The 12,859-nt window shown below is 36.9% G+C and carries 12 protein-coding genes, 1 riboswitch and 1 other annotated feature; all 12 genes read left to right on the top strand.

Features of this window, described 5'->3' with window-relative positions:
* The first annotated feature begins 53 nt into the window (after positions 1 to 53).
* Positions 54 to 219, top strand: a riboswitch (M-box (ykoK) riboswitch).
* 285 nt (positions 220 to 504) lie between these two features.
* The 12 genes from MY533_RS15265 to greA all read left to right on the top strand — a co-directional run bounded on the left by MY533_RS15265 (position 505) and on the right by greA (position 12,749).
* Positions 505 to 1,470: a magnesium transporter CorA family protein gene (locus MY533_RS15265; RefSeq protein ID WP_248716636.1), complete on the top strand. Its 966-nt coding sequence runs from the start codon at positions 505 to 507 to the stop codon at positions 1,468 to 1,470.
* 70 nt (positions 1,471 to 1,540) lie between these two features.
* Positions 1,541 to 1,755, top strand: a binding site (T-box leader).
* 110 nt (positions 1,756 to 1,865) lie between these two features.
* Complete coding sequence (gene alaS, locus MY533_RS15260; RefSeq protein WP_248716635.1) at positions 1,866 to 4,526, top strand: alanine--tRNA ligase; 2,661 nt, start codon at positions 1,866 to 1,868, stop codon at positions 4,524 to 4,526.
* Between the two features lie 86 nt (positions 4,527 to 4,612).
* A complete protein-coding gene (locus tag MY533_RS15255) occupies positions 4,613 to 4,879 on the top strand; it encodes an IreB family regulatory phosphoprotein (RefSeq protein WP_004226839.1) in 267 nt (88 codons plus the stop codon).
* 2 nt (positions 4,880 to 4,881) lie between these two features.
* A complete protein-coding gene (ruvX, locus tag MY533_RS15250) occupies positions 4,882 to 5,298 on the top strand; it encodes a Holliday junction resolvase RuvX (RefSeq protein ID WP_248716634.1) in 417 nt (138 codons plus the stop codon).
* Between the two features lie 19 nt (positions 5,299 to 5,317).
* Positions 5,318 to 5,626: a DUF1292 domain-containing protein gene (locus MY533_RS15245; RefSeq protein ID WP_132356923.1), complete on the top strand. Its 309-nt coding sequence runs from the start codon at positions 5,318 to 5,320 to the stop codon at positions 5,624 to 5,626.
* Between the two features lie 150 nt (positions 5,627 to 5,776).
* Positions 5,777 to 6,304, top strand: a complete 528-nt coding sequence (locus MY533_RS15240; RefSeq protein ID WP_248716633.1) for a DUF1292 domain-containing protein — start codon at positions 5,777 to 5,779, stop codon at positions 6,302 to 6,304.
* Positions 6,305 to 6,895: 591 nt separating this feature from the next.
* Positions 6,896 to 8,023: an endolytic transglycosylase MltG gene (gene mltG / locus MY533_RS15235; RefSeq protein WP_132356921.1), complete on the top strand. Its 1,128-nt coding sequence runs from the start codon at positions 6,896 to 6,898 to the stop codon at positions 8,021 to 8,023.
* Between the two features lie 546 nt (positions 8,024 to 8,569).
* Positions 8,570 to 9,202 carry an O-methyltransferase gene (locus MY533_RS15230; protein ID WP_248716632.1) on the top strand — a complete coding sequence of 211 codons (633 nt, stop codon included), beginning with the start codon at positions 8,570 to 8,572 and terminating at the stop codon, positions 9,200 to 9,202.
* Between the two features lie 5 nt (positions 9,203 to 9,207).
* Entirely contained in the window at positions 9,208 to 10,140 is a 933-nt protein-coding gene (locus tag MY533_RS15225) for a peptidase U32 family protein (RefSeq protein WP_248716631.1), read from the top strand.
* 14 nt (positions 10,141 to 10,154) lie between these two features.
* Positions 10,155 to 11,435 carry a peptidase U32 family protein gene (locus tag MY533_RS15220; protein ID WP_248716630.1) on the top strand — a complete coding sequence of 427 codons (1,281 nt, stop codon included), beginning with the start codon at positions 10,155 to 10,157 and terminating at the stop codon, positions 11,433 to 11,435.
* Entirely contained in the window at positions 11,435 to 12,073 is a 639-nt protein-coding gene (gene udk, locus MY533_RS15215; RefSeq protein ID WP_132356917.1) for a uridine kinase, read from the top strand. The genes MY533_RS15220 and udk overlap by 1 nt, the downstream gene beginning before the upstream one ends.
* A gap of 187 nt (positions 12,074 to 12,260) precedes the next feature.
* Entirely contained in the window at positions 12,261 to 12,749 is a 489-nt protein-coding gene (gene greA / locus MY533_RS15210) for a transcription elongation factor GreA (protein WP_049667741.1), read from the top strand.
* Positions 12,750 to 12,859: the final 110 nt, after the last annotated feature.

Below are 12,859 nucleotides of genomic sequence, written 5' to 3'. Positions count from 1 at the left end.
TGTTTGACAGTTGTCACACTATGCATTATGATTTACAGGAACTATAAAAATAACAATCCCTTCGTTAGGTGAGGCTCCTATGCTGGAGATACGCTACTGCCCAAAAATGTCGAGAGACGCCAATGGGTCAACAGAAATCATCGAAATAAGGTGTTTTTTAACGTAGCTGGTGTAATTCCTATGCCGCATAGTGCTAAAACTCAACGTTTGAAGGAAGAAAGCAGAGTAGTTTTTTAACTATGCTGTTCTTTGATACGTGTATTCAACACGCCTTCATTCGTTGGAGGTGTGTTTTTGTTATTTAAGGAAGGTGATGAGAAATGGATAGTGGCCCTGAACCGAATATGAAAATGGTAAGTAGTAGTGAAGAATTAAGGATTGTCGATTTCTTATCGCCAAAAACAAATGGGTATTGATGAGAAACGCTTCTAAAACAAGCTAAATTATAATCAATAACGTCACCTATTTGTTTTCCTTAAATAATAAAACATGAGGTGAAGAACAATGAAAAAAATCCATTATTTTAAAAAAGGAAATAGCGCAGTACAACATAATTTCGAGATTAAAGAATTTAATCGTAACCTCCATGCTGAGGATTTGTTATGGGTTGATTTATATGCATACAATTACAACGACTTGAATGATATAGCTGAAATATTTGGTTTTCATCCATTAGCAGTTGAGGACTGTCTTAATGAAGGCTCACGTCCTAAAATGGATAATTATGGGGAATATAAATTTTTTGTTTTCCATGCACCAATTTATAATGAAAAAAGCAGCAATGAAATAACAACAGTAGAGCTAAACATTTTTATGGGTCCTAACTATGTTGTAACGGTTCATAAACAAAAACTTAAATGGCTAGGGCATATAGAGAATGTGTGTTTAAATAGTACAAAGTATTTAGATAAGGGTACCGATTTTCTATTGCATACTATTATCGATGGCATTACGGATGAATACTTCCCGGTTTTAGAGCGAATTCGAGCACGGATTGATGAGCTAGAAGAAGAAATATATGATTATGAACCAAAAGAAGTTACGGAAGAATTCCTTGCACTAAAAAGAACTATTATTTTAATTCGACAAGCTATTATGCCTCAAAAAAGAATTTTTTCAAATAGTAATGGACAGTGGAAATTTGACATTCGTGAGGAAAATATACCTTTCTATAAAGATTTAAATGATCATTTAGAACGAATTGTAGAATCAACAGAAACTTATAGAGATTTAGTAAACAGTACTTTGGATACGTATTTTTCTATTATAAGTGGTAAATCAATAGAAAAGCTCAATTTATTAACGGTCATTTCAACTATTATGTTACCTTTATCAGTCATTACAAGCTTTTTCGGAATGAATGTTCCGTTACCATATCAAGATTCTCCAATAGCGACAATCATAATTACGGTCTTTCTAGTTGTTTTTACTTGGGGAATGTGGGCTTATTTTAAAAAAATGATTGCTTAGTTTTGATGAGCAATTATTGTGCCAATTGACAGAAGTCCATATTTTTTTTATAATTCTCGTTAGAAAATTGTAAAAAACGATGATGGAAAAAGTACGTATTTGTGCGTGTAAAAGAAAGGGATTTCTTGGCTGAAAAAATCCTCACAATAGCAAATACCGAAAGCTACTCCAGAGTGCAGTTAATCCCTGCCGTTCACTTACGTTACAAGTGCTAAAGAGGTAAGTATACTTTTACTTACAACTAGGGTGGTACCGCGAGACAAATCACAAGTCCTCGTCCCTTTTCGGGATGAGGGCTTTTTTATGTTTATCTGCGTAAAAGCTTACGCCAAGGCAAAATTGATTTGCGGATTCATTACGTGATTTTACAAAACATATAGGGAGGAACTTTTCAAATGAAAGCAGTAGAAATTCGACGCATGTATTTAGAATTTTTTAAAGAAAAAAGTCATCATCATGAACCATCAGCACCACTTGTGCCAATCAATGACCCATCATTACTGTGGATTAACTCAGGTGTTGCAACACTTAAACCATATTTCGATGGTCGTATCATTCCTGAAAATCCACGTATTACAAATGCACAAAAATCAATTCGTACAAATGATATTGAAAACGTAGGTAAAACGGCTCGACATCATACATTTTTCGAAATGCTAGGTAACTTCTCAATTGGAGATTACTTTAAAAAAGAAGCTATTCATTTTGCTTGGGAATTTTTAACAGATAAAAAATGGATGGGCTTTGATCCAGAGCTTTTATCTATTACGATCCATCCTGAAGATCAAGAGGCGTATGACGTTTGGCATAACGAAATTGGTATTCCTGAAGAGCGTTTAATCCGACTTGAGGGGAACTTCTGGGATATTGGTGAAGGTCCATCTGGTCCTAACTCAGAAATTTTTTATGACCGTGGGGAAGAATATGGTTCAGATGAAAATGATCCAGAAATGTACCCAGGTGGTGAAAATGAACGTTATCTTGAAATTTGGAACTTAGTGTTCTCTCAATTCAACCATAATCCTGATGGTACGTATACACCACTTCCAAAACAAAATATTGATACTGGTATGGGTCTAGAGCGTATCGTATCCGTTGTTCAAAATGTTCCAACGAACTTTGATACTGATTTATTCATGCCAATTATTGAAAAAATTGAGCAGTTAGCGAATCGCAAATACAAACGTCCAGGTGAAGTAGCACTAAGTGAAATCTTCGGTTCAGAAGAAGATATTAATACACCATTTAAAGTTATCGCTGACCATATCCGTACAGTGGCGTTTGCCATTGGTGATGGTGCTCTTCCTTCAAATGAAGGTCGCGGTTATGTATTACGTCGTTTACTACGTCGTGCAGTGCGCTATGCAAAACAAATCGGCATTGAAAAGCCATTTATGTTTGAATTAGTACCTACTGTTGGTGAAATCATGAATGATTTCTACCCAGAAGTAACGGAAAAATGCGAGTTTATCCAACGTGTTATTAAAAATGAAGAAATTCGCTTCCATGAAACATTAGACGGTGGTCTTGCTATTTTTAACGAAGTAGTAGAAGCTCAAAAAGCAGCTGGCCATGACTATATTCCAGGTGCAGATGCATTCCGATTATATGATACTTATGGTTTCCCAATCGAATTAACAGAAGAGTATGCAGAAGAAGTTGATATGAAGGTAGATCATGAAGGCTTTGAAGCAGCAATGGAAGAACAACGTGAACGCGCACGTGCAGCTCGTCAAGATGTGGATTCTATGCAAGTACAAAACGAAGTGCTAGCAAACTTGACGGTTGCGAGTGAATTTGTTGGTTATGATACATTAACGACAAATACAGAAATTGCAGCGATCATTGTCAATGGGCAAGTGTCAAAGGTAGCATCTGAAGGGCAAGAAGCATTAGTTATTTTAGCTAAAACACCATTCTATGCTGAAATGGGTGGTCAAATTGCGGATAGCGGTGTTATTTCTAATGATAGCTTTACTGCTATTGTAAAAGATGTACAAAAAGCTCCAAATGGTCAGCCGCTTCATACTGTACTTGTAGAATCTGGCGAAATGCAAGTTGAAGATGCTGTGAAAGCGGTAGTTAGTCGTGAAGAACGTAATTTAATTATTAAAAACCATACAGCAACACATATTATGCAACGTGCGCTAAAAGATGTACTGGGCGACCATGTTAGCCAAGCAGGATCATATGTAGGACCTGATCGCTTACGCTTTGACTTCTCTCACTTCGGACAAGTGACAAAAGAGGAATTACAACAAATTGAACGTATTGTTAATGAAAAAGTGTGGGATGATATAGAGGTCGTTATTGAAGAAAAAGGCATCGATGAAGCGAAAGCTATGGGAGCAATGGCGCTATTCGGTGAAAAATATGGCGATATCGTTCGTGTTGTTTCAATCGGTGACTATTCTATTGAGCTTTGTGGTGGTATTCACGTAAAACGTTCTTCTGAAATTGGTTTCTTCAAAATTGTTTCAGAAGGCGGTATCGGTGCAGGTACACGTCGTATCGAGGCTGTGACAGGTAAAGTTGCTTATCAAGCTGTAAAAGAGGAAGAAGCTCTATTAAACGAGGCTGCAGCATTATTAAAAGCAAATTCAAAAGATATTGTGACAAAAGTACAAGCGTTACAAGCTGACTACAAAGATTTACAACGTGAAAATGAGGCATTATCACAAAAAATCGCGAATGCACAAGCAGGCGCAATTGTGGACGCAGCGCAAACTTTTGGGGATGTAACGGTTTTATCTACTAAAGTTGAGGCGAAGGACAATAATCAACTTCGTCAAATGATGGACGACTTAAAAGCAAAAATGCCTAAAGCTGTTATCGTTCTTGGTGCTGTCGATGGCGAAAAAGTTATGCTATGTGCTGGTGTAACAAAAGATTTAGTTGGTGGTAATTACCACGCAGGAAATATCGTAAAAATGGTAGCTGAAGCATGTGGTGGTAAAGGTGGCGGTCGTCCAGATATGGCGATGGCAGGTGCGAAAGAAGCGTCCAAACTTGATGAAGCATTACTTTCTGTGTATGATTATGTTAAATCCATTTAATTAATCCGCCAAAACATGTTATAATAAAGAGAAATTGGAGATGAGCTTTTGCACATCTCCTTATTTCTGAAAGCGAGGTGCTGGTCATGAGTTCATTTGATCAAACTATGAAATTTAATTTTCCAGAAGAATCAATGGAACAGGAAGTCAAGCAGGTAATGTTGAAAGTACATTCTTCATTAGAGGAAAAGGGATATAACCCTATCAATCAGATTGTCGGTTATTTACTTTCTGGTGATCCGGCGTATATTCCTCGCCATCAGGATGCTCGTAATTTAATTCGCAAGCTTGAGCGTGACGAAATTCTAGAAGAGCTTGTTAAGTTTTATATTAAAAAGAACAACGAGGACTAGAAATGAGAATTATGGGATTAGACGTTGGGTCAAAAACCGTTGGCGTTGCTGTTAGTGATGCTTTAGGGTGGACAGCCCAAGGTATTGAAACCGTAAAAATTGATGAAACTAACGGCGAGTTCGGCATTGGCCGTATAGCCGAGTTAGTAAAGGAGTATGCTATAACAGAATTTGTAGTAGGATACCCGAAAAACATGAATAATACGGTGGGACCGCGTGGCGAGGCTTCTGAAAATTATAAAAAGCTTTTAGAAGAAACATTTTCACTACCGGTCAAGCTTTGGGATGAACGTTTAACGACGATGGCTGCAGAGCGTATGCTAATCGAAGCAGATGTGAGTCGCAAAAAGCGAAAGCAAGTCATTGATAAAATGGCTGCTGTGATGATTTTACAAGGCTACTTAGATAGCAAAAATTAATTGATGAGGTGACAATTACATGGCACACGAGCATAACCATGAAGAAGAATTACACGTACAACACATTACAGTGATTGACGAGAACGGAAATGAACAGCTTTGTGAAGTAATCCACGTACATGAATCGGCTGAATTTGGCAAATCATACGTATTTTACTCTATGGTAGGCGCAGAAGAAGATGAGGATGGCTCTGTAGAAATCTTCGTATCTTCATTCGTTCCATCTGAAAATGGTGAAGATGGTGAATTAACACCAATCGAAACTGAAGCAGAGTGGGATATGGTAGAAGACGTATTAAACGCTTTAGAGGATGAAGACGAAGAATAATCATCGTTCTTTATAAGTGTGGAACAAGGATGGCACCAAGCACTCCTTGTTCCTTTTTTACTTTAGCAAGAATGAAGCTATAAGGTTGTAAGATGAGTTGGTGAAAAACTCGCTTCAAAATTTGAACCATAGTTAAAAGGAGGACATTGAATGAACGAGGAAACGCAAGAATTTCTTATAGTAGCGGAAAATGGCAAGGAGCAAAAATGTCGTGTTGTCTTCACCTTCGATGCAGATGAAAAATCATATGTATTGTTTTCGTTAATCGACGAAAATGGTAATGAAATTCCTGGAGATATTTCTGCAATGACATTTGATTATGATGATAACAATGGAGAAATGACAAATTTACAGCCTGTAGAAACAGATGCAGAATGGGAAATGATTAATGAGGTAGTTCTGACACTACTAGACGAATTTGAAGAAGAGCCGCAACTATTTACAATAACAGATGAGGATGGGGCAGATCAGGTCTGTGAGGTTATTCATACATTTTCATCTGAACAATTTGGCAAATCCTATGTACTTTATGTTCTGGCAACAGACGAGCCAATAGAGGAAAGAGATATTTTTGCTTCACAATATGTCTCTGGAAATGACGGAACGATTGATGAATTACTACCGATTGAAACAGAGGAAGAATGGGCATTTGTTGAAGATGTATTAAATGAATTATAATTATAACTCCGAGTGGTAAAATGCTACTCGGAGTTTTTTTATAACGTAGCTAAAAATATAAACATTTATGTATTTTCGAGCTGATTTTAGTTATTTTTAACAGATAAAATGGAATTTTCTGCTTTTGTATTATCTGGATTTAGTGACCAATTACGGGTAAACGATAGGACTTGCTTTAAATTAAAACAAGTAAGTTAATTTGAAAAGAAGGAAATAGAATGAGGACAAACACGACTGAGTGACTGATATCGTGTCGGCCTAAGTACAAAGCCGATTGCAGACAATATTATGGCGAGGCAAAACTTTGATAGAGTAAGTTTCCAACAGTTGGGGTGAAGAGAATATTATTGAATCTGCTAATGATATAGTGAGCAGATTTTTGTTTTTCTCCTGGGCTTTCTGTTCCTAATATGTCAAGCATCCATCTAGATTTCTCTAGTAATTTAGTTTGTTGACTGTAAATCAATGTTGATTTATTACATTCTTTTGTCGGAATATCTTTTTATGTGATCTATTTTTACTGATTTTCTATTTCTGTTTGTCGTGAAAGTTGATTTCTAGTATGATAATGAAGTGATAGGGGGGAAACCCGTGAATAACGGTTCGAAAAAACAAGAAATGCTTGCGAAAATGCAAGAAAGAAAATCCGAGGTAAAAATTGTGAGAAAAATCGTTGCTATTGTAGCAATTGCTTTTGTTTTAATATCTGGGATTGTCGGTTTACTTGGTTATAGTTATGTGAAGAGTGCCTTAAAACCAGTAGATCCAGATGCAACTAAAACAATAGCAGTTGAAGTACCGATAGGCTCAACTTTAAGCTCTATTTCAACTCTATTAGAGGAAAAAGGGGTAATTAAAGATGCTCGTGTTTTTAAATATTATGCTAAATTTAAAAATGAATCCCAGTTCCAAGCAGGAAACTATGATTTAACACAAGCAATGACATTGGATGAGCTAATCGAAAGTTTAAAAACAGGGAAGGTTTATCGTACACCAGTCTTTACAATGACAATTCCTGAAGGTTTAACACTTGAACAAATTGGTAATATAGTGGAAAAGAAAACGCCTTACACTCAAAAAGAATTTATGGACTTAGTAACAAGCGATGCGTTTGTACAACAAATGAAGGCTAAATACCCTGAGCTTGTGACGGATGCGGTTTTAGCTGATAAAATCCGATATGATTTAGAAGGTTATTTATTCCCTGCAACTTATTCTTATTTTGAAGAAAAACCATCATTAGAATCCATTGTAGACGAAATGATAGGAGCAATGGACAAGGTTGTGAAAAATTACAACGATGCTCTAACTGAAAAGAAAATGTCAGTACATCAATTATTAACATTTGCTTCATTATTGGAAAGAGAAGCTACTGCCCAAACAGATCGGGAAACGATTGCGAGCGTATTCTATAACCGTATCGATCAAGGGATGCCATTACAAACAGATCCAACTGTTTTATATGCACTTGGTTCCCATAAAGATCGTGTCCTTTATAAAGATTTAGAAGTAGATAATGCCTATAATACTTACAAAAATAAAGGCTTACCACCAGGTCCGATTGCGGGAGCAGGAAAAACTTCGATTGAAGCAGTGCTTAATCCAAGTAAAACGGACTATCTATACTTCTTAGCGGATAAAAAAGGTGTCAACCACTTCTCGAAAACGTATGATGAACATTTACTGAAAGTAGATAAATATATAAAAAAAGCTGAGTAAGTACTTAAAATAGAAAAAATAAATAGCAATAATGTGGATAGAAGGAAAGAAAAATAGCTTTCCTTCTATTTTCGTGCTATTATAAATTGTGATTTTTAATCAATCCGCATGGAAAAAATTCAATCAGTCCGTTAATGCGGAATAATATACGTGGTGGCAATTGTTTCTGAGCTTATAAAAACAATTGCTCATTTTTGTATGACGAAGTACCAAGACATCACGTTTGGTCTTTTTCTTTTTGTTGCTAAATGATGAAGTACAGACAACGAGTATTGCTCGTTGCGCCTCCGGCGAATGTCACGGAATCGGAGTGGTGTTCTTAAAGGATATTAGCCTAAAATTATCGCATCGATGCGAGAACGGCTAACTGAACTGTATCGGTAAAAATGTCACGTCCTGTAGCATTACCGAAATGTCCGACATCGTGTCGGTCCTCATGCAGGCCTAAGCACAAAGCTGATTCCGGAAGCATTGTTTATCTGCGCAAAAGCGTAGCGACAGCGGCAATTATGCCGAGGCATAATTGATATGAGGGTGAACTAAAAAATGGAATTATCAGATGCATATATACAATCATTTATTCAACCACGTAATGAATTGCTTTTAGAGATGGAAGCATTTGCGGAGGAGAATCATGTGCCGATTATGCAACTTTCAGGCATTGATGCACTAAATCAATTGCTACGTATTCAAAATCCATCGAAAATTTTAGAGATTGGTACAGCAATTGGTTATTCTGCAATAAGGATGGCAGAGGCTATACCAAATGTGCAAATCGTTACAATCGAACGTGATACAGAGCGTGTTGCAAGAGCAAAGGCTTATATTGAACGTTCTACAGTATCAAATCGTATTACAGTCATTGAAGGTGACGCCTTAGAAGTGAATGATGAAGCAATTCAAACGACCTTCGATGCTGTTTTTATCGATGCTGCAAAGGGACAATATCAACGCTTTTTTGAAAAGTATGCACCTCTTGTAAAATCTGGCGGAGTTCTGTATATCGATAATATGTATATGCATGGCCTATCAGATTTGGATTTAAAAGATGTACCGCGTCGTAAGCGTACAATGATTCGCAATTTAAAAAACTTCACCGAGTGGATTATGCAGCACCCTGATTATACAAGTGCGTTTTTACCAGTTGGTGATGGTTTATTATTATGTTTGAAGAGGTGACTATTATGAAAAAACCTGAATTGCTTGTTACACCGCAATCAGTGGACCATGTTAAAGCACTTTTACAGGCTGGAGCAGATGCTTTTGTCATTGGTGAACAACAATTTGGTCTGCGCCTAGCAGGAGAATTTTCTGTGAGTGAAGTGGAAGAAGCTACAAAGCTAATTCATGCCGCGGGTAAAAAGGTTTATGTTGCGGTAAATGCGCTATTCCATAATGAAAAATTGGATGCACTTGCTGAATATTTAAAAGAAATGCAACGTATTGGTGTTGACCGTTTAATTTATGGTGATCCAGCAGTATTAATCATCCGTCGTGAGCAAGGTGTAACAATACCGCTACACTGGAATCCGGAAACGACTGCAACGAACTGGTTTACTGCAAATTATTGGGGAAAACGCGGAGCAACTCGCGCAGTGCTTTCACGTGAACTTTCTTTAGATGAAGTGCTAGAAATTAAAGAAAATACAGAAGTTGAGATTGAGGTTCAAGTACATGGAATGACATGTATGTTCCAATCAAAACGTCCATTACTAGGCCATTATTTCTTATATCAGGATAAAGTAATGGAAATTGAAAATCGTAAGGAAAATCGCAATATGTTCCTTCATGATGATGAACGAAATAATAAATATCCAATTTATGAGGATGCTAACGGTACGCATATTTTTAGCCCAAACGATATGTGCATTATCGATGAGCTTGGCGAATTATTTGAAGGTAACATTGATGCATTGAAAATTGAGGGTGTTCTTCAAACGCCAGAATATGTGATCACAGTAACAGAAGCTTATCGAAAAGCAATTGACACATATTTTGACGAATCAGAAGATGCGTATGAAGATATTAAAGATGATTTATTAGCTAAAATTGAAGATATTCAGCCTGCCATCAGACCTCTTGATACTGGCTTTATCTTCAAGGAAACAGTTTACTAGGAGGTGGCAAGAACATGGCATTAGCATTAGAACAAAATGACACAATCCGTGAAATTGTAGACGGTAAACGTGTCATAACAAAAAAACCAGAGCTACTTGCCCCTGCAGGTAGTTTAGAAAAATTAAAAGTAGCAGTTCATTATGGAGCGGATGCTGTATTTATTGGTGGACGAGAGTTCGGACTACGTTCAAACGCAGATAACTTCTCAATTGAAGAAATGCGCGAAGGTGTTGAATTCGCCAATAAATATGGTGCCAAAATATATGTTACGACAAATATTTTCGCCCACAATGAAAATATGGACGGCTTAGAGCAATATTTACAAGATATTGAATCTGCGGGTGTTACAGGCATTATTGTAGCGGATCCACTAATCATTGAAACATGCCGTACAGCTGCACCAAAGCTTGAAATTCATCTTTCTACACAGCAATCTTTATCGAACTGGAAGGCAGTGCAGTATTGGAAAGAAGAAGGCTTACATCGTGTAGTATTAGCACGTGAAGTAGGCGGCGAAGAAATGAAGCTAATGAAGGAAAAAGTCGATATTGAAATTGAGGCATTCGTTCATGGAGCAATGTGTATCGCCTATTCTGGTCGCTGTGTACTGTCAAACCACATGACTGCTCGTGACTCTAACCGTGGTGGTTGCTGTCAATCTTGCCGCTGGGACTATGATTTATATGAGCTAGAAGATGGCGAAGAAAAGGCACTTTTCGATGATAATCACGCACCTTTTGCCATGAGTCCGAAAGACTTAAAGCTGATTGAAGCAATTCCACATATGATTGAACTTGGTATTGATTCATTAAAAGTGGAAGGTCGTATGAAATCAATTCACTATGTTGCTACAGTTATTTCAGTGTACCGTAAAGTGATTGACGCTTATTGTGCTGACCCTGAAAACTTTAAAATTAAACGTGAATGGCTAGAAGAACTAGACAAATGTGCTAACCGTGATACCGCTGAAGCATTCTTCCATGATGCTCCTGGGCACGAGGAGCAAATGTTTGGTGTACATGGCCGTAAAACGACTTATGAGTTTGCTGGTTTAATTTTAGAGCATGACCCTGAAACAAAAATTGTGACAATGCAACAACGGAACTATTTTAAACCTGGCGATGAGGTAGAATTCTTTGGACCAGAAATTGATAATTTCCGTTTTACAATGGGTGAAATTTGGGATGAGGATGGCAATAGCTTAGATGCTGCACGTCACCCATTACAAATTGTTAAATTTAAATGCGATACACCATTAAAACCACATAACATGATGCGAAAGGAGAATAATTAATGGTAGCAAAGCGTCCAGTCGTCATCGGAATTGCTGGTGGTTCATGTTCGGGTAAAACGAGTGTGACACGTGCTATTTATGATGTTTTCCGCGATCATTCAGTAGTAGTAATTGAACAAGATTTTTATTATAAAGACCAAAGTCATTTAACGTTTGAGGAGCGTTTAGGTACAAACTATGATCATCCGTTAGCGTTTGATAACGATTTGTTAATTGAACACATAAAAAAATTATTGGTCCGCCAATCAATTGAAAAGCCGGTATATGATTATGTACAGCATACAAGAGCAAAAGAAGTTATTCATGTAGAGCCTGTAGATGTTATTATACTAGAAGGTATTTTAGTGTTAGAAGATGCAGATTTACGTGATTTAATGGACATTAAATTATTTGTAGATACGGACTCAGATTTACGTATTATTCGTCGTATAATGCGTGATATAAAAGAGCGTGGACGTACTACAGATTCTGTAATCGACCAATATTTATCGGCAGTACGTCCAATGCATAATCTGTTTATTGAACCGACGAAACGTTATGCCGATATTATTATTCCTGAAGGCGGGGATAATGAGGTTGCGATTGATTTAATGGTAACTAAGATTAAAACTATCCTTGAAACCGACAACGTATTGTAATAAGATAGAGTTGTATTGACAATATTTACATGCATATCTGTACATATTTCAGAAAGGCATGCATACTATTAGGTCAAAGAGTAATTTGAAACCGTTTAAAAATAATAAAATTCGATTAAGTGCATCCACTAAGCCACTTAATCGAGTTTTATGTTTTTATATTGACGAAAACAAGGAGTGAAGAACTTTGGCAAATGAAAAACAGTACCCAATGACAGCTGAAGGTAAAAGAAAATTAGAAGAAGAATTAGTGAAATTAGAAACGGAAACACGTAAGGAAATCGTAGAACGTATTAAAATTGCTCGCGATTTCGGGGATCTTTCTGAAAATGCTGAGTATGATTCTGCAAAAGAAGAACAAGCCTTTTTAGAAGGTCGAATTTCTACATTAAAATCTATGATTCGTAACGCAGTTATTATTTCTGAGGACGAAACAGACAACAGTGTAGTATCACTAGGGAAAACGGTTACATTTGTAGAAGTTATTAATGGGAAACCATCAACAGATGAGGAATCGTATACAATTGTTGGTTCGGCTGAGGCAGATCCAATGGAATTCCGTATTTCAAATGAATCACCAATTGCTAAAGGCTTACTAGGCCGTGCTGAGGGCGAAGAAGTTGTCGTACAAACACCCGGTGGTGAAATGAAAGTTAAAATTATTTCAATAAAATAATTTTGGTACAAGCAGTTAGCTTATCTTTAAGGAGAGCTAGCTGCTTTTATCTTCTGCATTGTCTGTGTGAAAGCGAGAGCAATAACAATATACGCCAAGGGAAAAAACTA

Origin of the sequence: Lysinibacillus sp. Ag94, assembly GCF_023242215.1 — a bacterium.
Lineage (GTDB): Bacteria > Bacillota > Bacilli > Bacillales_A > Planococcaceae > Lysinibacillus.
Note: the sequence above shows the minus strand (reverse complement) of the source record. Positions and strands in the feature narration are given on the sequence as shown.